A 20222-nucleotide genomic window follows, 5' to 3' on the forward strand; every position below is an offset into this window, starting at 1 on the left:
CCGACGGCCGAATGGAAGGGCTTTTAATCGGGGACTGGATACGACCGTATGCGAAAAACGCACCGAGCGTGGGTAGCCAAGCCAGGCCAACGGCGCAGCGTTGAGGGCGCTGTCCTGTAGAGGTCCGCCGGTTCAAATCCGGTCCCACGCATCGACGGCGGCACACCCGCCACAGATGCACGGTGTTGTCTACACGACAGCACCCACGCACAACTTCTGTTGAACCCGCCCGAGGAGTCGAAACGCCCGTGTGACTTCTCCCATGACTGAAGTCGTGGGCTTTCTCCTCGATTTCGTGTAAGTCTTCGAGCCGTCGTTCACGCACCGGCTGCTCAGGCGCGAACTGCCACCCTTTTAGTTACGCGGCACCGGAGAGAGCGACAATGAGCGAGTACGACTACGAGGAGTTGGGCCTCGTCGCCGGGCTGGAGATCCACCAGCAGCTTGACACGGCGACGAAGCTGTTCTGTGACTCCCCGACCGTCGAGCGCGACCCGGCTGCGGCCGACCGGACGATCACCCGTCGACTGCACCCGACGACGAGCGAGCTCGGCGAACTCGACCAGGCTGCACTCGAAGAGAGCCGCGTCGACCGGGAGTTCACCTACCTAGCGTACGACACTACCTGTCTCGTCGAGGAGGACGACGAACCGCCGCGGCGGGTAGACGAGGAGGCGCTATCGGTGGCGTTACAGATAGCCGACCTACTCGACGTACAGGTTGTCGACCAAGCACACGTGATGCGCAAGCTCGTGATCGACGGCTCGAACACCTCGGGGTTCCAGCGGTCGATCCTCCTCGGACAGCACGGGTCGATAGAGACCGAGTACGGCGAGGTCTCTATCGTCGACCTCATGTTAGAAGAGGAGTCTGCGAAGCGGGTCGAAGCGACGGACGAGGGAGTCGTCTACTCGCTGGATAGACTCGGCGTCCCGCTGGTGGAAATCGGTACTGGACCCGACATTCGCAGCCCAGCGGGGGCGCGCGCAGCCGCAGAACGCATCGGAATGCTGCTCCGGTCGACGGGGTCGGTAAAACGCGGGCTGGGGACGATTCGCCAGGACGTCAACGTCTCGATCGCAGAGGGAGCCAGAGTCGAGGTCAAAGGCGTGCAAGACCTCCGAGGGATCGAGGACATTGTTCGCGGCGAGGTCGGCCGACAGGCGGAGTTACTCGAGATACGTGACGCCCTCCGCGGGCGAGACGCCACCGTCGGTGACCCCCAAGCGGTGACCGACGTCTTTGCCGACACCGACTCCGGTGTGGTACGCCGGGCGATCGACGCGGGAGGGTCAGTGTTCGCGGTGCCGCTTCGTGGTTTCGACGGGCTCGTCGGCCGCGAGATACAGTCGGATCGGCGCCTCGGCACGGAGCTGTCGGACCACGCGAAACGCCACGGCGCCGGCGGCGTGTTCCACACCGACGAGCTGCCGGCGTACGGTGTCACCGACGCCGAGGTGGCCGCGCTCCGTGCGGCGGTCGGTGCTGGCGAAGCCGACGCGGTTGCCATGGTCGCCGACGACGACGAGACCGCACGGCTCGCGATCGAGGCGGTTGCCGACCGCGCCGCGGCGGCAATCGAGGGCGTCCCGGAGGAGACACGCGGGGCGAACGACGACGGCACCACGCGGTACCTGCGCCCGCTTCCAGGAGCGGCCCGGATGTACCCCGAGACGGACGTCCCGCCGGTCGATCCCGATCCGTCTGCCGTCGAGCGGCCCGAGCTGCTCGACGAGAAACGTGACCGCTACGCAGAGCAGTTCGGACTCGACCCTGGTCTCGCAGCGCAGGTCGCGTTCGGTCGCCGTTTCCCGCTGTTCGAGACGGCCGTCGAACGTGGGGTCGACTCGACGTTCGCGGCCTCGACACTCGAGTCGACGACGACCGAGATTCGCCGGGACGGCGCTCCCGTCGAGCGGCTCACCGACGACCACTTCCTGGCAGTGTTCGATCTCGTCGAGGACGGGACGCTCGCGAAAGAGGGCGTCCCGGCGGTGCTCACGACGCTCGCCGAGGAGCCGTCGCTCTCGGCAGCTGAGGCGGTCGAGGCCGCGGGACTCTCCGGTGTGGACGAAGAGGCCGTCCAGACGGCTGTCGCCGAGGTCGTCGAGCGCAACGTCGACCAAGTGACGACGGAGGGGATGGGAGCGTTCTCTGGGCTGATGGGCGAGGCCATGGGTGAGCTTCGTGGAAAGGCCGACGGTGAGGTCGTCTCCGAGGCGCTTCGCGAAGAGATCCAGTCGCGGATCTAACCCGCTTGGCCTGTCCGTCTCGTTCGCTCGACCCGCCCGTCTCACATACTGGCGCCCAGACGCCTGTCAGGCCGCGGCTTTTAGGTGCCACCGGCTGCAGTACGGAGTACGAGCACCACGAATGGACGAGTCCACCTCGGCCGAGGAGTCGACCGGTCAGCCAGCCACGCGCGGCCACCACAACCGCATCTTCGGAGTGACCGGTCGGTTCGTGAGTGCCGTCGAGCTAGCTGCCGCCGCGTTGTTCGCATTGTTGTTCGGGATCGGCGTCGTCGACCTGGCGTTAAAGATCGCCGAGACCATTCCGACCGGCGAGATCACAGAACCACTCGTCGTCATCGGTTTCATCGAGACTGGCCTATTGTTGTTGATCATCGTCGAGGTGTACGAGACAGTCGTCGCGTACATCGAACAGAGCGAAACCCGCCGGATCGTCAGACTTGTGATCTACACGGGGGTAATCGCGATGGTGCGGAAAGTCATCATCTACCGAACGGGCGAATACGAGACCGCGGAGGCCGCGTTGTTTGCCGCGGTGTCGTACACGGTCGTCCTCTTCGGGCTCGTCGCGTTGTTGTACGTCGAACGCACCATAGGCCCACCAATCGACGTATGACCCGAGTATAGCGGCGGCAGCCAAGCTCACTCGGAGAAGTCGCCAGTGACGCCGGCCCGGAGGTCCCTTCCGAAGTAGTGTCCGACGAGCCCGAGTACGAGCCCGAGGGCGCCGCCGACCACGAGCAGCGGGAGGCCCCACTGGCTCAGATAATCGAGTCCGATGGGGAGAAAGCCGATGCCGAGCACGTTGCTCACCGCCGTCCCGGCGCCGGCGAGTGCGCCGGTGAGTCCGGTCTCGACGTAGCGCCGGCCTCCGGTGGCGAGGCCGACGAGAAACGTTCCGAGGAGAATCCCGGCGGCCGCACCGAGGGTCCCACCGACGAGCGGAACGAGCCCACCGGCGACGACGCCGACGCCGACGGCGACGATTGTCACGCCGAGCAGCTTGAGCGATAGCCAGCGCCCGTCCACGCCGACCCGCGGTGTCGTCGTCGCGCCGGACCCACACTGTCCTACCTCGTCGCCGGCCTCCCCCGCGAGGTCGTCGTCGAGGAGCCCGTCGAGATCTTCGAGCGGGTCCGTCTCCTCGGACTCCCGTTCCTTGGAGGGTTGCATGAGTGGCACTCTCAGGCGGGAGAACTTGTGTCTTGTGTCGGTCGACACGTGAGACCGGTTTGATTCACTCGCGTCCACCCCACACCAGCTTATCGACGAGTTCGACGGTCATCGGTCGGTCGACGACGACCTGACACGAAAGCCGCGGGTACCCGAACCGGGCTGCGAGGCGGTCGTGCCAGTGGGTCGGTGACGGTCCGGCGCGTATCCGGACGCCACAGGTCGCACAGAGCCCATGACCGCCGCAGTTCAGCCGCCTAGTCGCGGCCGTGTACGGCGAGCAGTCGGCGTCGATGAGGGCGTCGCGGAGTCGCGTCCCCGACTCGACGGTCAGCTCGTGGCGCTCGCCGTCTCGGTCGACCACGACGACAGTGACGGTCTCCTTGACGGGGTGTGAGTCGTCGTCGGGAGTGCGTTCGGCCACGACTGTCACCCCCGCGCGTACTCCCGCGCGGTCTCGACGAGCCGGTCGAACGCCCCACACGCCGGATGTCGGTGCGCGTATGTTCCGACCGTCTGGTGTGTGACGAGCCCGTCGTGGTCGCCGTCGATCCCGTCGCCGCGTTCGAGTTCGAACGCGAACCGGGCGTCGATCGCCGTCGACACGGTCGCCTCGCCGCCGAATGCGTGTGTAGAGTAGTGGAACTCGTGACCTCGGTGACGGTCGCCCGCTCGCGCGGTGACGCCGTCATCGACTGCGCGGAGTTCGACGTGGTCGAGCGCTTGGTACCGGTCGCACATTATGACGTCACCGGGGAGTACCCCCGCCATCGCGTGGGTCTCGCCGTCGACGGTGGTCAGCGACTCAGCAAGTGTCATCAGTCCTCCGCACTCGCCGAGGATCGGGAGGCCGTCGGCAGCGCGCTCGGCGAGTGTCTCCAGCGCCGGCGACGAGGCGAGTGTCGCGGCGTGCGTCTCAGGGTACCCGCCGGGGAGATAGACTCCATCGCATGCTGGCAGGTCGTCGCCCGCGACGGGGGCGAACGGTTCGACCGTCGCCAGCGCGCGGAGTCGCTCCCACGTTGCCGGGTAGACGAATCGAAACGCATCGTCGGTGGCAACCGCAATCGTTGGCATGTCGCCCGTCGAGGAGCCTGCTGACTGCTGCTGTTGACTCCGTGCCGCCTCGATCGGAGTGGCGACGGGTCGCGAGAGGCGTGCGAGGGCCTCGCCGTCGATCGGCTCGGCTGCGTTTTCGATGGCCGACTCGTCGATCGGATGCTCGTCGCCCATGTGGAGGCCGAGGTGCCGGTTAGGGACCGTCAGCTCGTCTGCGGGCGGGACGTGTCCAACCCAGTCGATACCTGCGGGGAGTGCCTCACGTATACCCTCGGCGTGTCGGCCCGCGTGTGCCCGCTGGGCGAGCACGCCGGTGACGTCGACGCGAGGGTCATCGACCGCGTGGATAACTGCCGGAGGCAGGTCGACGTGTGCGGCGTACTCACGGAAGCCGAGTGCGGTCGCCCCGACGCTTTGCATACCCGCACCCGCGTCGACGACGAGGACGACCGGAACGTCGAGTGCCGCCGCAGTCGCGGCCGTCGACGTCACGGAACCGTCGTAGAGCCCCATCATCCCCTCGACGACGGCGACCGCGTCGTCTCCGGCGTCTTCGGCCGCCCGCGAGAGGTTCCGTCGCACCCCGTCGACACCCTGCATCCACGTATCGAGCGTTCTGGAGGGCCGTCCGAGTGTGGCCGCGTGGTGGCTCGGGTCAATGTAATCTGGGCCGGCCTTCGCTGGGATGGGGTCGTAGCCCGCGTCCGCGAGCGCCCGCGAGACGGCCAGCGTCGCGATCGTCTTGCCAACGCCGGAGGCGGTGCCGCCGAGGACGAGTCCGTTCATGCCACCGATTGCGATGGGGACGAGAAAAGCCGTTCGTCGGGGACGGCCGAGGGTAGAGCCGGAACGGCTTTGCGGCTCGGTCGGCTCCCCACGCCCATGGACACCCGCCGTGCGGTGCTCGACGCGTTGGCCAACGGCCCCGTCTCCGGTCCGGCGCTCGCGGCCGAGCTCGGCATCTCCCGGGCGGCCGTCTGGAAGGCGGTCGAGGGGCTCCGCGAGGAGGGATTTGTCGTCGAGTCAACCGACGAGGGCTACGTTGCGCCGACCGACCCCACCTACGGGGCGGCGGGGATCGAGTTCGACCTCGAGGCTCCCTATACGGTCGAGTATCACGACACGTTGTCTTCAACTAATATCCGTGCACGGGCGCTCGCCGAATCGGGCGCGTCCGACGTCGTCGTCGTCGCCGACGAGCAGACCGGCGGTCGCGGGCGGCTCGACCGCTCGTGGGTTGCACCGAGCGGCGGAGTCTGGCTCTCGGTGCTCACAACACCGTCTGTGGCGCCGGCGCGGGCGCCACAGCTCACCCTCGCTGCCGCGGTCGCGGTCACCGACGCCTGTCGGGCTGTCGGTGTCGACGCCGGGATCAAGTGGCCGAACGACGTACTCATCAAGGGCGGAGTAGGGACGCCGAGCGATGCGGGTCGCGGTGGAAAGAAGCTCGCCGGGATCCTCACTGAAATGGAGGGCGAAGCCGATCGGGTCGCTTGGCTTGTCGTCGGTATCGGCGTCAACGCAAACGTGGACCCGTCTGGACTCCCGGCCGGAGCGACGTCGCTTCGGGCGGTCTGCGGCGGTCCGGTCGACCGTCGCACATTCCTCAGGCATGTGCTCACACGGTACGCCGAGCTGACAGCCGATCTTGAGACGGTACTCTCAGCGTGGCGCGACCACGCGATCACGCTTGGGCAGCGGGTTCGCGTGGAGACGTCGACGGAAACGGTCGTCGGGGAGGCGGTCGATGTCGAGCCGCCCGGGGTGCTCGTGGTCGAGACCGATACGGGGGCCGTCCGCGTGCATGCTGGTGACTGTACGCACCTCCGAGCGGCAAATCACGACGGTTGACCCGATCGATAGCGACCCCGGGGTGTATTGATCCGTGGTGTGCTGTCTCACGTGCCGCTGCGTCTCGCATCGCTTTTGCTCTCCAAGTGCAGACGGAGCGTATGAGTCACCGGATCGGTCTCGTCGGCAAGCCCTCGGTGGGAAAGTCGACGTTCTTTAACGCCGCGACGATGAACGACGTTCCCGAAGGCGCGTATCCGTTCACCACGATCGACCCAAGCGTCGGCGAGGCGTACGTCCGTGTCCCCTGTGCGGCACCGGAGTTCGACGAGACGTGCACGCCGAGTGTTGGCGTCTGCAGAGAGGGTACGCGGTTCGTCCCGGTCGAGCTCGTCGACGTCGCCGGGTTGGTCCCCGGCGCTCACGAGGGGCGCGGGCTCGGCAACCAGTTCCTCTCTGACCTCAACGAGACGGACGTGTTGATCCACGTCGTCGACTTCTCCGGAGAGACGGACAGCGAAGGCGAGCGGACGACCGGCCACGACCCGCGGATAGACATCGACTTTCTCGAAGACGAGCTCGACGCCTGGTACCTGACAGTCTTAAAAAAGGGAATCGAGCGGTTCGACACCCGGTATCACGGCGCCGACCCGGCAATAGAGGAGTCACTCGGCGAGCAACTCTCCGCGTTTGGGATCGGTTCGGACGAACTAAAGCAAGTAATCCTCGCGGAGGAAATCGGACTCGACCCCGACGCGTGGACCGCGGCTGACCGGTCGGGGCTCGCACACACGATCCGAACCCGAACCAAGCCGATGGTCGTCGCCGCCAACAAGATGGACACCGAGACGGCCCGGGCGAACTGGGAGACGATCACCGATGACCCCGCCTACGAGCACCTCTCGTTTGTCCCGGTGAGCGCACACGCCGAGAAGGCGCTGAAGAACGCGGCCGACGCGGGCGTCGTTACCTATACCCCCGGCGACGACGACTTCGATATCGTCAACGACGTCTCGACCGAGCAGTCGGCCGGGTTAGAGCGCGTCCGCGAGCACGTCGACGCCTACGACAGCACGGGTGTCCAAGCCGCGTTGGAGGCGGCTGTCTTCGACGTTCTCGACCGAATTGCGGTCTTTCCCGGAACAGCGAGCGGTGCGGGCGATGAGAAGGGCGTCTTCCGCGACTGCTTCCTGCTCCCAGCGGGTGCGACGACCGCCGACTTCGCACACCACATCCACTCGGAGATCGGCGAGGGCCTCCTCCACGGGATCGACTGCCGCACGAGTCGACAGATCGGGACCGCTCACGAACTGGCTCATCGCGACGTGGTCGAACTGGTGTCGACGAACCAGTAACCCGGGCCCTTTTTCAGGCGGCCGCGTCAATAAGGCCGGTATGAAAGAGTCCCTGATGGACGTCGTCTGCTGTCCGCTTGATAAAGCCGATCTGGAGCTGTCCGTCGAAGACCGCGAAGACGACGAAATTCTGGCCGGAACGCTGACGTGTACCGAGTGCGGCGAGCAGTACCCGATCGAAGACGGCATTCCGAACCTCCTCCCGCCGGACATGCGCGACGAGGAAGAGGCGGCGGCGTAAACGCGCGCCAGAGGGTGTGGTGACGGTGATTCGACCGCTAACAGGTCTGGGAGGCCGACACAACACATGACGACGGGTTGAAACAAAGATGCTGCATCTTTTTCTCACCCCAGGGTAATACACCATCTGTGTCGACTCTGGACGTGGAACTGAACGGACGGGAGGTGCACGCGATCCAGGCACCGGACCGGTTCGAGACCGACGACACGTTCACCGTCACGCTCGCGAACCACGGGCAGCCCACGCACGTTCACCTCCACCTCGACGATGCGCTCGACCGGGTGGCCTCACTCGATGCGGTGAACCACTACGTCGAAGCAGAATCGGTGGTACACGCTCGGGTCACGACGGCCTCACCCGAGGAGCCGGTTCAGGGGACGCTTGAGGTCGTCACAGGCTACGGCTCGAATCGGGCGTCTATCGAGGTCCGCGTCGACCCGCCGCCGACCGCCGGTGAGGGGGTCCTCATCGACGAAGAGTTCACGAAACCGCCTACACAGCAACCACCGCCGTCGTGGGACCAACGGCTCGCAAGCGCCGTTTCGACGGCTGTCAAGGGCGGTGGCGTGCCGGCGCTCATCCTCTCGGTCGTCGCCGTCGCCCTCGGCGTTGCCGCTGCGCTCGCTATCGAAAGCGTGGTGTTACTGCTCGCTGTCGGCGGTGCCATCGTGGTCGTGCTCGCGGCGGCGCTCTCGCTTCTGTGGTGACATACATCCCACATGAGACGGTCACCGACAACGCACGACCGCCGTGGCGCGCTCGCGCTCGAGAAATCCACGCGCTTTTAACCGTCCCAGCGGTATCCAGCGTATGAGTTTCGAAAAGGACGACCACGTGGTCTTCCACGACAAACACAGCGAGTACGACGGCGAGACCGGAACGGTGACGCAGGTGATGGAGACGATGTTTGGTGACGCCACGTACACCGTGACCTTCGACGAGGGACAAGAAACCGGTGTCCCAGAAGACGCACTGGAGACCGCCGAGCCCGAGGCGGCCGCCGAAGACGAACCCGAGGCGTAGCGACACCGCTCCCGTGCCCGCTGTCCCGTTCCACTACGTCGACCTCAGAGCGTTTTCGTATGCCACCGAAGATCAAAAGCGCGTCGAGGCGGCACTCCGAACGCTCATGCCCGCGGACGCTCCGATCGACCGTGAGGAGACCGTCGGCCACCATGGCGACCGAATCGTCGTGCTCTCCGCCCGAATCGAGGTGGCCGACGAGATGCGACACGTCCTCGACCAGTTTGCGACCCTCCCTGATCTCGACCGCGTGCTCGAGGAGCTCGACGAGCGGGTCGACGACAACTGCGCGCTATTCGTGCGGCTCGACAAACAAGCGGCGTTCCGCGGCGACGTCAGGCTCGGTCACGGCATCACGCTCAGAGCGAAAGTCGAAGCGTACCCCGCGAAACACGACACAGCTGTCGAGAACGCCCGCGAAACGCTCTCGCGGCTCGCGAACGAATCGTCGTAGCCGACGCCGCCGCTTTCTCACTCTGATAGCCGGTCGGTATCGATTGACGTCTCAGGCGGGGTAAGGATCAAAAAACCTCGAAAGTGCATCAGCGACCCGCCCGCGTCTTTCACCTCGCGAGCGAAGCCGGCGGCGAGTTCGTTGAGGTCGCCCTCAACCGCCAACACGAGGACGTCTCCCTCCTCAACGTGTTGCACCAAGACGGCCGGGTCGGTCGAGCCGTCCAGGACGTCGAGGACCACGTCGCCGCCGGCAGGAACCGGGGTGTCCAGCTCGGATTCGGCGTCACGGAGGTCGAGGTCCCAGTCGGTCATACCGGAGCGACGACACACGCCGAGAAAAGCGTTCGGCTCTCACGAGTAAGAATCACGCGAAGAATCGACCACCGTTCACGAATCAGGGACGGCCGCAAGCACGTCGAGATTATGCGCTCCGTATATGAGCGTCGCCGCCGACACCGCCCGATGACGGCGGTCGGCCCATGTCGCCACCGCCTCGCGAGTGAGCCGGTCCGTCCCGTCCGCAGTGATCTGTGCGTCGACGATCGCGGATTCGATACCGTCGATCAGGTGGTGGAGGAAGTACGCTTCGTCGCCGGGGTACGGTGGCGTCACTAGCCAGCCGGCGGCCCCAGCGGCACGGATCTCACAGCCGGCGGCCGGAAACGCCCTGAGCAGCTCTCGACCGGCCCGGCTGCCACCCGGTCGGGTCGGCTCGTCCATGATTTCGTGGTACACGGCCATCACGGCCCGCTCCGTCTCGGGCGTCACCCTGGGAGCATCGGCGTCGGCTGCCGACAAACGAAAGAAGGTTTCGCCGTCGAACGTGATCGGCGCGTACACGAGGCCGCCAGGGACGAGCGTTAACAACGGCTCAAGCGCGTCCGCAAGGTTGAGGAGGTCGAACACGGCACAGCCGACGAGCAGGTCGTAGGTGGCGTCGAGACGACGAGCCCGTTCAACCGCGTCGCCGACGGTGAAGGTGGCACGGACCGTTGTCCCGTCGTCAGCAGTGAGGCTGATATCTGTCGTCTCGAGTTCTTCGGTCGCTGTCCGCGTATCGACGGCAAAGCCGGCATCTTCAGCCCACCTGGCCAGCTCCGTGATCGCTTTGTCGACCGCTGCTGGGTCAAGGTCGAAGCCGTGATACACGACGGTATCGGGGAGTACGTCCCAGGCGAGCAGGCGGCGGAGCATAGATCCCGTGCCGCAGCCAGCCTCGACAATACGGATCGGCGCGGAACGGCCTGTGAGTGCTCGCTTGAGCGAATCGAGCGTTGGGCGGTGTAGCGCCCGGTCGTCGACGGTTCGCTTGGCCTCGAGGTACCGCGTCTGCGTGTACGCCGACGGACGAGTCACGCCGTGGTGAACGCTCCCGGCAAATAAAATCGTTCGGCATCCACGAGCCTCACCGGCCAGCCGTCCGCCGACCGGTGGCTCGGTGTCATTAAGTTCGTTGCTCACCCATACCGCGATATGACACGGACGCGACGGTCGTTCCTGGCTGGTATTGCGACGGGTGCGGTCGTCAGCGCGACAGGATGTCTCGGTGGGGACTCGACGGCGAGTGCAGCGTTCGACTGTGAGGCTGTCTCAGCACCGGAGCCAGACACTGCGTACCGACCGGCTCTCGGCGACCCCGACGCCCCGATACGCATCCAGGTCTTCGAGGACTTCACCTGCTCGCACTGTGCGACGTTCGCGACCGAGGAGCTCCCGACGCTTCGCGCTGGGCCCCTCGACGCAGCGGACGTCCGCTACGAACATTGGGACTTTCCCATCCCGGTCGACGAGGAGTGGGCGGTTCCGGTCGCAAGCGCAGCGCGAGGCGTCGGCGCCCGCCAGGGCGACGAGGCATTTTTCGACTTCACCGAGGCCGTCTACGAGTCGATCGGCGCGTACAGCGGCGAGGCCGTCGGTGCCGCCGCAGAGGCCGTGGGTGCTGACCCCTGTGTCGTGCTCGCCGACCTGCAGGCGGAGACATACGCCGACGTTGTCGCAGCCGATCGGGCGACGGGCGTCGAACGAGGGGTAAGCGGGACACCGACGGTGATCGTCAACGACGAATCGGTGGTGCCGACGGCAGACGCCATCACCACGACGATCGAGGCACGACGGTAAACTACCCTACCCTACTTCGCTCACCCCATACGGGGTTCGCTCGTTGAGGGTAGGGCTTTGATGTGGACTCCCGCTGAACCAGACACAGCGCAGAACGATCCGATCGAGTCATTTTACCGCGCTCGAACCCTCCCACCGCTCGAATGGACGTACTCGTGGTCGGCGCGGGTGAGATTGGACGATGGGTCGCAGACACCCTCACCGGTGCCGACGCACCCACAGAGGCCCGGGTCGCATTTACCGACCGCGACCAGGCGGTCGCGAGCGACGCTGCGTCACGCCGAGCCGCCGAGGCGGTACCAACGGAGGCAGACACAACTCACGACGTGGTCTGTCTCTCGGTACCAATGTCTGCGGTCCCGGCGGCTGTCGAGACGTACGCCCCACGGGCCACACAGGCGATCATCGACGTCTCCGGTGAGATGACCGCTTCGGTGGCGGCGATGCGCGAACACGCCTCCGACCTCGCGCGTGCGAGCTACCACCCGCTGTTTGCGCCGCCGAGAGTCCCCGGCAACGTGGCCGTCGTCGTCGACGAGCCCGGCGAGTCCGTAGCGGCGATCACAGCGGCCATCGAGGCAGGTGGCAACGAGGTATTTGAGACCTCCGCCACCGAACACGACCGGGCGATGGAGACGGTTCAAGCCGGTGCTCACGCTGCGGTGTTGGCTTGGCGGCTCGCCGCCGACCCGGTGCGCGAGGAGTTCCACACGCCGGTGTCGGCCGCACTTGCGTCGGTTGCCGACACCGTCACCGAGGGCTCCCCAGCGGTGTACGCCGAGATACAGCGGGCCTTCGACGGCGCGGACGCGGTGGCCGCGGCCGCGACCGAGCTCGCCGACGCCGATACGTCGCAGTTTTCGGCGTTGTACGAACACGCCCGCGGCGATGGGACGACCCGCGAACGACACGACTGACCCTGTCCCCGCTCTCAGCCGACCCTGCAATCTACTGGTACCATGTCACAATGATAGACCGAACGACGCTCCGAAACACCGCCAACTACCTCCGAGAAGTCCGCCCTATCGACCCCGATGAGCTCACGCAGTACGTCGAGGGAACGAACCATCCGGGAGTAATCAAGGCGGCGCTCAGAGAGGAGGCGTTCGACCTGCGGCTCCGCGAGCGCGAAGACGGTCGATTTGAGCCGGTCGACAAGGACCCGGTCCCCCAGCCTGGCTGGGCACCGAGTGCGATCCCAGACGAGGTCTCCTTTGCTCTTGAGGACGTGCTTGTATCGAAATTCGGCGCGGATTGGCCCGTCGGCGACTCCGGGACCGCGCTTCGGACGGCCATCAGGCGGCTGAAGACGGACTACCTGTACGGAAACGATGTCGAGTACGACGAGGTGGCTGCACTCGGCTACGCAATCTACCACCTTCCAGGGTACTACGCGGCAATCGGGTACGTTCTCGACGCGCTCGCGGAGAACGGACTGCTTGACCGGACGCTTCGCGTTCTCGACGTCGGTGCAGGCGTCGGCGGCCCGGCACTCGGCCTCCACGACTACCTCCCGAATGACGCGGTCGTCTCGTACCACGCAATCGAGCCGAGTCCGGCGGCGACCGTCCTCAAACGACTGCTCGAGACGACCGGCCAAAACTTCCGGTCGACGATCCACCGGACGACAGCCGAGGCGGCGTTCGGACTCGGCGAGAACGATCCGGACCCGTCGATCGGGAAGCCGTTCGATCTCGTTCTCTTCGGCAACGTGCTCTCAGAGCTCGCCGACCCGGTTGCGGTCTGTTCAGCAGCACTCGACGTGCTCGCTTCGGACGGTAGCGTGGTCGCGCTCGCACCGGCAGACAAGGAGACAGCAATGTCGCTCCGCGAGGTCGAACGAGCGGTCACGACGCGCCACGAGACCGCCCCGAGCGTGTACGCCCCGACACTTCGGCTCTGGCCGAACAGGACGCCAGATGACCGGGGCTGGTCGTTCGACGTCCGCGAAGACCTCGACGTGCCCGCGTTCCAGCGGCAACTAGACGTGGTGGCGACCCGCGCGGCAGATGACGAGCCCGGCGAGTTCGTGAACGTCGACGTCCAGTTCGCCTACTCGATTCTCCGGCCCGACGGCGAGCGACGAGTCGATGTCCGGGCGAGTGCCGACCGGTGTGCCCGCATGGCGGACGCCGAGTCACACGTCACCGACCGGGTGAACCTTCTTGCCGTGAAGCTCAGTCACAACCTCAGCGACGGAGATAACGCGGTGTACCGGGTCGGAGACGGCTCACAAAGCGTCGACCACTACCTCGTCTGCACCCGTGAGACCACACTCAATCGCGACCTGCGGGTGGCCGCGTACGGGGCAGTCGTCTTCGTCGAAAACGGCCTCGTCCTCTGGAACGACGATGAGGGTGCCTACAACATCGTCGTCGACGACGAGACCGTGGTCGACCTCGTCGCCCCCTGAATCAGCGTCTCGTCAATACCGAACGTCAGAGTCGCTCACCGATTCAGCCTCGCGTGGTGACCCCCGTCCACCCCAGGGTCTTCGACCGGCTCGACGAGTTCTGGGCCGTTGGTTCCCGCAGCGTTCACACGCGAAGAAACGGGATACGTCTCCATTGCCGCCGGCGGATACGGCCCTAAGAGCGAGGCCGCCTCCTCGGGGGTGCCGGTGAGCCACGTTTGCTCGTCGTCGGGGTCGAGGATCACCGCCATCCGGTGGTGGAGCGTCGCGACAAGGTCGTTCGGCTCCGTCGTCACAATCGTGAACGTCTCCAGTGGCTCGTCAGTGGAATCTGTGTCACCACTGGTACCCCCGTCGAATGCGTCGAGTCCGGTTTGTGTCGTCTCGGGCTCGGGTGGCTGCCACCGCTCGTACAGCCCGGCGAGTGCGAACGGTCGGTCGTCCTCGAATGCGACGCGGTACGGTTGTTTACTGCCGCTACCACCATCGACCCACTCGTAGAAGCCGTCGGCGGGTACGAGGCACCGGCGCGACTGGTACGCCTCGGCGAAGCTCCGCTTTTTACGGACCGTTTCTGCCCGGGCGTTGATCAGGTCGAATCGCTCCTCGGCCCACGACGGTGTGAGCCCCCATGTCATCTCGACGGCTCGATCCGGATCGCAAGCCGGAATCACCGGCAGTTGCTCTCCCGGTGCACAGTTGTAGCTCGGTTCGTGTTCCGCGTCGAACGCGGCACCGAATCGCGACTCGAGTTCGTCGACCGGCGTGAAAAGCGTATAGCGGCCACACATTGATATGGGTCGTTGGCGGCGCGACGGCTTAATCGGTCGGGACGGCAGTCGGGTCCGTGTGACCGCGATAGTGTCCCAGTCGGTGATATCTGTCGGCCCGTACTTGTGGCGGCCGCGTGGAGAGACGCATACGACCAATGATCCTCGAGGTGGGTGGGTTTCTGCTCGGGCTGACGCTCCTGTTGGTCGGGGCCGACCGCACGGTGGACGCTGCGGCCGAGTTGGCGCTATACTACGGCGTGTCGGCGTTCTTTATCGGCGTTACGATCGTCTCGATCGGCACGTCGATCCCAGAGATGACGACGTCTGTGTACGCCGCCCGATACGGCGCGGGCGACCTCCTCGTCGGAAACATCGTCGGGTCGGAAACGGCACAGATCACCCTCGCAATCGGTATTGTCGCAATCGTATCTGATATCGAGGCCGAACGGCGAAACGTCCTCGTGTACGGGGGAGCGATGGTGCTCGCGATGATCATCATGATACTCGTCCTCGAAGACGGTCGTATCGTCCGCTCAGAGGGGTTTCTGATGATGATCGCATACGTGGCGTTCATCCACGATCTGTACTCACACGAGGGTGGAGAAGAGGTGACATCAGAGGTCGTCGGGGGACAAACGCCGCTCCGAGACGCCGCGCCGTGGATTGTGATCGGTATCACACTGGTGGCCATCGGCGGGCATCTCCTCGTGACCAACGGGGTTGCAATTGCTCGGTTATTCGACGTCCCCGCGTATCTCGTGGGGCTTTTCACCGGGCTCGGCACGACGACGCCGGAGATTGCCGTTGCGAGCCTCGCTGCCAGACGCGGGAGAGCCGGCATCTCTGTCGGCTCGCTGCTCGGGAGCAACATCACCGATCCGGTGTTCTCGCTGGGTATCGGGGCGCTCGTGGCGACGGTCGGCGTCAGCGACCCCCAGGTGATCTTCGTCTCAACTGGCTACATGTTGGTCGTCTCACTCGCCGTCCTTGGACTCATGTACTGGCGACGCGGCATCAACCGATGGACCGGTCTCGGCTGTGTGCTTTTGTATCTCCCTTCTTTCGTGCTGTTGTGACCGCTAATCGGATACCCGTCGTAGCCGGGTCACGTTGCTAGTGACCGGGCATCACCCGAGTGATGACCCGCTCTGTAATGACTCCCGCCAGTACGAAGCCAACGAACGCGACCCCGATCCACGTCCAGCCCGCAGCCCCGATTGGAACGATGTCGAAAAACTGGGACACTGGCGTGTACAAGACCGCCAGCTGGAGGCCGACGGACGAGGCGACTGCGCCCACGAGCCACCGGTTCGAGAGTGGGCCGAGGTGATACCGAGACCGGACAAGCTGGATGCGGATCACCTCTACCACGACGAGGAAGGTGAAAAGAAGCGTCTGAGCACGGACGAGAGACTGCGTCGCTTGTAGTCCATAAAAGAACAGCGAGAGGCCTGTCACCGTCATCAAGACGGCGATAGTCCCGATAGAGGCCATCGTCCGACGGGTGATCACCGGCTCGTCTGTACGACGAGGTGGGCGGTCCATGATACTATCTGCCTTCGGATCGGTGCCAAGCGCGAGCGCTGGCAGCCCGTCAGTCACGAGATTGATCCACAAGAGCATTACTGGCGTCAACACGAGTGCTTCCGACCGGTCGATACCGAGGAACGGGGCAACCGTACTCGCGATTACGACGCCGACGAACACGACCAATACCTCGCCGGCGTTGGCCGACAACAGGTAGTTGACGAATTTTCGAATGTTGTCGAAGATGCCACGCCCCTCGGCGATAGCGTCTCTGATCGTCGCGAAGTTGTCGTCTCGCAACACCACGTCTGAGGCCTCTTTCGCCACGTCGGTGCCACGGATTCCCATCGAAATACCGACGTCTGCGGTGCGGACTGACGACGCATCGTTTACTCCATCACCCGTCATCGCCACCGTGTGACCGTTCGCCTGGAGCGCCTCGAGGACAGCGACCTTGTGTCTCGGGGCGACCCGGGCAAACACCTCGACAGATTCGACGGCAGCTTGCAGTTCGGCATCGTCGAGGGCATCGACCGCTCGGCCGTCCATCGCACCATCGGGATCAAAGCCGATCGCCGAGCCAATCGCCTTCGCCGTTTCGACGTTATCGCCTGTCACCATCACCACACGGATCCCCGCGCTGCGACAGTCGGCGACCGCGCGGTCAACCTCGTCGCGGGGCGGGTCGATCATTCCTTGGGTACCGAGAAAAACGAGTCCATCCTCCAGTTCGTCGTCGTCGACCGTGGGGTCTGGGACCGACTTTCGGGCGAATCCCAGCACCCGCAGCGCATCCGATGCGAACGAGGCGGTCGTCTGATGAATACGGCGGCGTCGGTCGTCGGTCAGCGGCTCGACCGATCCGTTGAGGAGGACGCGGTCACACCGTCTGAGAACCGTGTCTGGTGCACCCTTCGTGTACGCTACGTGCTCGCCGTCCGACTCGACGAGTACGGTCATCCGCTTCCGCTCAGAGGAGAACGGGATCTCTCGCCGTCGTTCGGCGTCGTCGTCGTCGATGCCGGCCTTCGATGCGGTGACACGGAGCGCAATCTCGGTTGGATCCCCGTAGTACACCTCGTCGGCTGATGGCGGGGCTGCTGTAGCGTCATTACAGTACAATCCGCACCGCAACAGCGGCGTGAGGGGCCCCAGATCGACAGCGTTCCCGCCACAGCGAAACTCTCCGCTCGGATCGAGTCCGGTACCGGTCACCTCGTAGACGTCGTCTCCGACCACGAGTCGCCTGACCGTCATCTGATTTTCGGTGAGCGTCCCCGTCTTATCCGTCAGGATCACGTCGACCGAGCCGAGACCCTCGACGACAGGGAGACGTCGAACGACGGCATTCTGTTTCGCCAGCGTCTGAGAACCCAATGCGAGTGTCACCGTCACGACCGCCGGGAGGCCCTCTGGAACGGCTGCGACGGCCAGCGTCACACTCAACAACAAGACCGTCACTGGGTCCGTCTGTGTGAACCTGAGCAGTGCGACAGCGAGAAGCACAACGAGTCCGAAGACGCCATAGCCAATTCGGCGTCCCAGCCTGTCGACTTCGGCTCGAAACGGGGTGGGCGTCTCCTCGGCTTCTCGAATCTGTGTCGCTATCCCCCCCACTTCGGTGTCCATTCCCGTTTCCACGACGACGGCCCGTCCGCGACCCGCAACCGCATTCGTACCCGTATAGACCATGTTTTCCCGCTCAGCGAGGGGGGTCTCGTTATCAAGGGGTGTCGAGGTTTTCAACACAGGAGCGCTCTCACCCGTCAATGACGCCTCTACGGTCTCGAGGTTCGTCGCTTCAACCAGGCGTGCGTCAGCAGGGATCGCATCGCCTTGTTCGATGACAATCACGTCTCCGGGAACGAGAGTCGTCGCATCGACGACACGGCGGTGCCCGTCTCGAATTACCATCGCTTCCGGGGCGGCAAGCTCCCGAAGCGTCTCCATTGCCTTCTCGGCTCGGTAATCTTGGATGAAACCGAAGAGGCCGTTTCCAAGAAGTATCACCGCGATGAGCCCGGCGTCGACGTAGTTCGCTTGTTGACCGGGGACAAGCCCCACAGCGAGCGACAATACTGCAGCACCGAGTAAAAGATAGATGAGCGCGTCCTGAAACTGTGAGACGAACAGCGCAAACAGATCGACCTCTGCAGGCTCGCGAATCTCGTTGGGGGCCGTCCGTGCGAGACGGCGTTCCGCCTCTGAGTGCGTGAGTCCCTCGGGACCGACCCCGAGCTCCTCACAGACGTCCGTACTGGGTCGAGCGTGCCAGTCCACTGAGGTATCGTCTCCACCCGCCCCAGACGTCTCGGTCATCGCCGACTATCCCGGTCAGTCCGGCACTTGCACGTTCTCCTCGGTGACACTCGGCGGGCATCCAGTGCGTCTCGCATGCAGTGTGACAGTCCGGTACCGCCCCCGATCACTTATCCGGCGGCAGCAGTTCTCCGATCGTGATAGTAAGGTGTCACTCGTTCGTCGACGCCGAAGCACAGTCGGTGACGGTGACCTGCACTGTCCCGTCTCCGCATGCGAGAACCTCGGTGTCAGCGTACTCGAAAGCGATGGTCACGGGCGGCGATCCGCGGCGTAATAGGGTATCGAGGGCGTCGCCATCGACGTGTCCATCTAGTGTGGGTAACTCAGTCGGCTGGCGGCCGGTCGCCGCCGCCACCGCCTCGATAATACTCGTGCACGGCGACGCCGTGTCGGTCCATCGGTGCTCGACCGTCGGGGCGCCGACCGAGTCGCGCTCGGCGGGCTGGTCAGCCTTGTCGGCCCACTCTCGCTCGTCGTTTTTCTCGGGTTCTCGGCTCATCGTCCCCCTGTTACGACTGCCAGTACGCAGTCGTTCAAGTTATTACCATTTACGTATTTGCGTGAGGAATTTAAATATTGTGATTTCTTGAGTTACATTCTATATTAAGACAGCCGGTCACCCGCTGGGTGACCGGAGGGCGCATCACCACGATGCAGTTGGGACCAGGTCGTGATGAAACGCCAACAGCCTGTTCTCGCCTCTCACACAAAATGTGATCATCTGAGTTACTACGTTTTTCTCAGTTGTCACCGCACCTTGGCGTCGACGCAGTTCTGATGTGGTGCCGCGATAGGCTTGCCGGCGGACTGACTGTGTACGCTCTCACCGTCGATCCACAGCGATCGACTAAACACCCTGGACGTGTATAGCGTATTTGCAGCCAGGTTGGGACCAATGAGTGGTAATTCGAACAAGACACGTGCGGTCGGACTGCTTCAAGAGCTCGGACTCAAAGAGTACGAAGCAAAGTCGCTCGTCGCACTTACACGGCGAGAGAACGGAACAGCACGAGAGATCAGTGATACGTCGGACGTACCACGGACACGCGTGTACGACGCCATCGGTGTCCTCGAGTCAAAAGGTCTCGTCGAGACGCAACACTCTAATCCACAGGTGTTTCGGGCCGTCCCGATCGAAGAAGCAGTCGAGACGCTCAAACGCGAGTACGTCGACAGGACCGCGTCGTTACACAGTGTCTTGAGCAGGCTCGACTCGACGGATGACACCGAGAGCACTAACTCGATACACGAGGTGTGGGCGCTCTCTGGCAGGCGGGCAATAACGAGCCGTACCCAGCGACTCATCGAAGGGTCGACCGACGAGGTGTTTTTGATCGTGGGCCACGAGACGGTGATCACCGATCGGCTCGCCCGGCAGCTGCAGTCAGCACACGACCGCGGCGTGGAAGGGGTTATAAACGCCGTTGATGAGACGCTCGAAGCCCAGATTCGACGCGACATCACGTGTGGCCGCGTCTCCGTTTCTCCGCTCGATTGGGTCAACAAATCTCCACTCTCTGATGACGGCACGCAGATCAGTCGTCTCCTGCTCGCCGACCGTGAGGCGCTCGTCGTGAGTAATGCGACATTCGGGTTTACGGTAACAATCGGTGCAGATCAATCTCTTTCTGTGGAATCTCGCGACCCTTCGATCACAGCTGAAAATTGAACCAACGGCTGTCCTCATTTATTAAGGAAGAGGACTCTGAGTCACATCTA

General features: G+C 64.4%; 20 protein-coding genes, 1 tRNA gene and 1 pseudogene. 14 read left to right on the top strand and 8 right to left on the bottom strand.

From position 1 onward, the window contains the following. The first annotated feature begins 66 nt into the window (after positions 1 to 66). From ACWUI7_RS03695 to ACWUI7_RS03705, 3 genes are all read left to right on the top strand, one after another. A tRNA-Leu gene (locus tag ACWUI7_RS03695) sits at positions 67 to 151 on the top strand. A 232-nt stretch (positions 152 to 383) separates the two neighbouring features. Further along, a complete protein-coding gene (gatE, locus tag ACWUI7_RS03700) occupies positions 384 to 2252 on the top strand; it encodes a Glu-tRNA(Gln) amidotransferase subunit GatE (RefSeq protein ID WP_496640847.1) in 1869 nt (622 codons plus the stop codon). Positions 2253 to 2373: 121 nt separating this feature from the next. Then, entirely contained in the window at positions 2374 to 2868 is a 495-nt protein-coding gene (locus tag ACWUI7_RS03705) for a phosphate-starvation-inducible PsiE family protein (protein ID WP_496640848.1), read from the top strand. A 26-nt stretch (positions 2869 to 2894) separates the two neighbouring features. Here ACWUI7_RS03705 and ACWUI7_RS03710 read toward each other — a convergent pair whose 3' ends face one another. The 3 genes from ACWUI7_RS03710 to ACWUI7_RS03720 all read right to left on the bottom strand — a co-directional run bounded on the left by ACWUI7_RS03710 (position 2895) and on the right by ACWUI7_RS03720 (position 5270). Beyond that, positions 2895 to 3425 carry a DUF8526 domain-containing protein gene (locus tag ACWUI7_RS03710; protein WP_496640849.1) on the bottom strand — a complete coding sequence of 177 codons (531 nt, stop codon included), beginning with the start codon at positions 3423 to 3425 and terminating at the stop codon, positions 2895 to 2897. A gap of 64 nt (positions 3426 to 3489) precedes the next feature. Next, entirely contained in the window at positions 3490 to 3849 is a 360-nt protein-coding gene (locus ACWUI7_RS03715) for a 2Fe-2S iron-sulfur cluster-binding protein (RefSeq protein ID WP_496640850.1), read from the bottom strand. 5 nt (positions 3850 to 3854) lie between these two features. After that, positions 3855 to 5270 (bottom strand): cobyrinic acid a,c-diamide synthase CobB, encoded by a 1416-nt coding sequence (locus ACWUI7_RS03720; protein WP_496640851.1) that lies wholly within the window; start codon positions 5268 to 5270, stop codon positions 3855 to 3857. A 96-nt stretch (positions 5271 to 5366) separates the two neighbouring features. Here ACWUI7_RS03720 and ACWUI7_RS03725 point away from each other — a divergent pair, with 96 nt between their 5' ends. From ACWUI7_RS03725 to ACWUI7_RS03750, 6 genes are all read left to right on the top strand, one after another. Beyond that, positions 5367 to 6335 carry a biotin--[acetyl-CoA-carboxylase] ligase gene (locus ACWUI7_RS03725; protein ID WP_496640852.1) on the top strand — a complete coding sequence of 323 codons (969 nt, stop codon included), beginning with the start codon at positions 5367 to 5369 and terminating at the stop codon, positions 6333 to 6335. A gap of 101 nt (positions 6336 to 6436) precedes the next feature. Next, complete coding sequence (locus ACWUI7_RS03730) at positions 6437 to 7630, top strand: redox-regulated ATPase YchF (protein WP_496640853.1); 1194 nt, start codon at positions 6437 to 6439, stop codon at positions 7628 to 7630. Between the two features lie 40 nt (positions 7631 to 7670). Further along, positions 7671 to 7871 (top strand): methytransferase partner Trm112, encoded by a 201-nt coding sequence (locus ACWUI7_RS03735; protein ID WP_496640854.1) that lies wholly within the window; start codon positions 7671 to 7673, stop codon positions 7869 to 7871. A gap of 128 nt (positions 7872 to 7999) precedes the next feature. Next, positions 8000 to 8578 carry a DUF7524 family protein gene (locus ACWUI7_RS03740; protein WP_496640855.1) on the top strand — a complete coding sequence of 193 codons (579 nt, stop codon included), beginning with the start codon at positions 8000 to 8002 and terminating at the stop codon, positions 8576 to 8578. A 103-nt stretch (positions 8579 to 8681) separates the two neighbouring features. Then, a complete protein-coding gene (locus ACWUI7_RS03745; protein ID WP_496640856.1) occupies positions 8682 to 8894 on the top strand; it encodes a DUF1918 domain-containing protein in 213 nt (70 codons plus the stop codon). A 13-nt stretch (positions 8895 to 8907) separates the two neighbouring features. Next, a complete protein-coding gene (locus ACWUI7_RS03750; RefSeq protein WP_496640857.1) occupies positions 8908 to 9348 on the top strand; it encodes an RNA-binding protein in 441 nt (146 codons plus the stop codon). A 20-nt stretch (positions 9349 to 9368) separates the two neighbouring features. Here the strand turns inward: ACWUI7_RS03750 and ACWUI7_RS03755 are convergent. After that, a pseudogene (locus tag ACWUI7_RS03755) lies at positions 9369 to 9662 on the bottom strand (DUF5779 family protein); the annotation flags it as partial. 75 nt (positions 9663 to 9737) lie between these two features. Further along, entirely contained in the window at positions 9738 to 10706 is a 969-nt protein-coding gene (locus ACWUI7_RS03760) for a class I SAM-dependent methyltransferase (protein ID WP_496640859.1), read from the bottom strand. A gap of 117 nt (positions 10707 to 10823) precedes the next feature. Here ACWUI7_RS03760 and ACWUI7_RS03765 point away from each other — a divergent pair, with 117 nt between their 5' ends. The 3 genes from ACWUI7_RS03765 (at position 10824) to ACWUI7_RS03775 (ending at position 13881) form a co-directional block, all read left to right on the top strand. Further along, positions 10824 to 11468 (top strand): thioredoxin domain-containing protein, encoded by a 645-nt coding sequence (locus tag ACWUI7_RS03765; protein ID WP_496640860.1) that lies wholly within the window; start codon positions 10824 to 10826, stop codon positions 11466 to 11468. Between the two features lie 143 nt (positions 11469 to 11611). Then, positions 11612 to 12385 (top strand): NAD(P)-binding domain-containing protein, encoded by a 774-nt coding sequence (locus tag ACWUI7_RS03770; RefSeq protein WP_496640861.1) that lies wholly within the window; start codon positions 11612 to 11614, stop codon positions 12383 to 12385. Positions 12386 to 12435: 50 nt separating this feature from the next. Beyond that, the gene (locus ACWUI7_RS03775; RefSeq protein ID WP_496640862.1) at positions 12436 to 13881 is read left to right on the top strand and encodes a small ribosomal subunit Rsm22 family protein; all 1446 of its coding nucleotides are present in this window, start codon (positions 12436 to 12438) and stop codon (positions 13879 to 13881) included. Between the two features lie 35 nt (positions 13882 to 13916). Here the strand turns inward: ACWUI7_RS03775 and ACWUI7_RS03780 are convergent, their stop codons facing one another. After that, positions 13917 to 14672 carry an SOS response-associated peptidase gene (locus tag ACWUI7_RS03780; protein WP_496640863.1) on the bottom strand — a complete coding sequence of 252 codons (756 nt, stop codon included), beginning with the start codon at positions 14670 to 14672 and terminating at the stop codon, positions 13917 to 13919. Positions 14673 to 14809: 137 nt separating this feature from the next. On the opposite strand from ACWUI7_RS03780, the gene ACWUI7_RS03785 reads away from it, so the two are divergent. Beyond that, the gene (locus tag ACWUI7_RS03785) at positions 14810 to 15730 is read left to right on the top strand and encodes a sodium:calcium antiporter (RefSeq protein WP_496640864.1); all 921 of its coding nucleotides are present in this window, start codon (positions 14810 to 14812) and stop codon (positions 15728 to 15730) included. Positions 15731 to 15767: 37 nt separating this feature from the next. Here the strand turns inward: ACWUI7_RS03785 and ACWUI7_RS03790 are convergent, their stop codons facing one another. Continuing rightward, positions 15768 to 18500: a cation-translocating P-type ATPase gene (locus tag ACWUI7_RS03790; protein ID WP_496640865.1), complete on the bottom strand. Its 2733-nt coding sequence runs from the start codon at positions 18498 to 18500 to the stop codon at positions 15768 to 15770. Between the two features lie 151 nt (positions 18501 to 18651). Beyond that, positions 18652 to 19002 carry a HalOD1 output domain-containing protein gene (locus ACWUI7_RS03795; RefSeq protein WP_496640867.1) on the bottom strand — a complete coding sequence of 117 codons (351 nt, stop codon included), beginning with the start codon at positions 19000 to 19002 and terminating at the stop codon, positions 18652 to 18654. Between the two features lie 396 nt (positions 19003 to 19398). On the opposite strand from ACWUI7_RS03795, the gene ACWUI7_RS03800 reads away from it, so the two are divergent. Beyond that, entirely contained in the window at positions 19399 to 20172 is a 774-nt protein-coding gene (locus ACWUI7_RS03800) for a TrmB family transcriptional regulator (protein ID WP_496640868.1), read from the top strand. Positions 20173 to 20222 lie beyond the last annotated feature (50 nt).

It is taken from the genome of Halorubrum orientale (assembly GCF_059623105.1).

Bases quoted from the DNA above. Each gene is read 5' to 3' on its own strand.
- ACWUI7_RS03745 (WP_496640856.1), top strand. From the start codon at position 8,682: ATGAGTTTCGAAAAGGACGACCACGTGGTCTTCCACGACAAACACAGC.
- ACWUI7_RS03800 (WP_496640868.1), top strand. From the start codon at position 19,399: ATGAGTGGTAATTCGAACAAGACACGTGCGGTCGGACTGCTTCAAGAG.
- ACWUI7_RS03780 (WP_496640863.1), bottom strand. From the start codon at position 14,672: ATGTGTGGCCGCTATACGCTTTTCACGCCGGTCGACGAACTCGAGTCG.
- ACWUI7_RS03720 (WP_496640851.1), bottom strand. From the start codon at position 5,270: ATGAACGGACTCGTCCTCGGCGGCACCGCCTCCGGCGTTGGCAAGACG.
- ACWUI7_RS03765 (WP_496640860.1), top strand. From the start codon at position 10,824: ATGACACGGACGCGACGGTCGTTCCTGGCTGGTATTGCGACGGGTGCG.
- ACWUI7_RS03730 (WP_496640853.1), top strand. From the start codon at position 6,437: ATGAGTCACCGGATCGGTCTCGTCGGCAAGCCCTCGGTGGGAAAGTCG.
- ACWUI7_RS03735 (WP_496640854.1), top strand. From the start codon at position 7,671: ATGAAAGAGTCCCTGATGGACGTCGTCTGCTGTCCGCTTGATAAAGCC.
- gatE (WP_496640847.1), top strand. From the start codon at position 384: ATGAGCGAGTACGACTACGAGGAGTTGGGCCTCGTCGCCGGGCTGGAG.
- ACWUI7_RS03710 (WP_496640849.1), bottom strand. From the start codon at position 3,425: ATGCAACCCTCCAAGGAACGGGAGTCCGAGGAGACGGACCCGCTCGAA.
- ACWUI7_RS03770 (WP_496640861.1), top strand. From the start codon at position 11,612: ATGGACGTACTCGTGGTCGGCGCGGGTGAGATTGGACGATGGGTCGCA.
- ACWUI7_RS03725 (WP_496640852.1), top strand. From the start codon at position 5,367: ATGGACACCCGCCGTGCGGTGCTCGACGCGTTGGCCAACGGCCCCGTC.
- ACWUI7_RS03705 (WP_496640848.1), top strand. From the start codon at position 2,374: ATGGACGAGTCCACCTCGGCCGAGGAGTCGACCGGTCAGCCAGCCACG.
- ACWUI7_RS03785 (WP_496640864.1), top strand. From the start codon at position 14,810: ATGATCCTCGAGGTGGGTGGGTTTCTGCTCGGGCTGACGCTCCTGTTG.
- ACWUI7_RS03790 (WP_496640865.1), bottom strand. From the start codon at position 18,500: ATGACCGAGACGTCTGGGGCGGGTGGAGACGATACCTCAGTGGACTGG.
- ACWUI7_RS03795 (WP_496640867.1), bottom strand. From the start codon at position 19,002: ATGAGCCGAGAACCCGAGAAAAACGACGAGCGAGAGTGGGCCGACAAG.
- ACWUI7_RS03775 (WP_496640862.1), top strand. From the start codon at position 12,436: ATGATAGACCGAACGACGCTCCGAAACACCGCCAACTACCTCCGAGAA.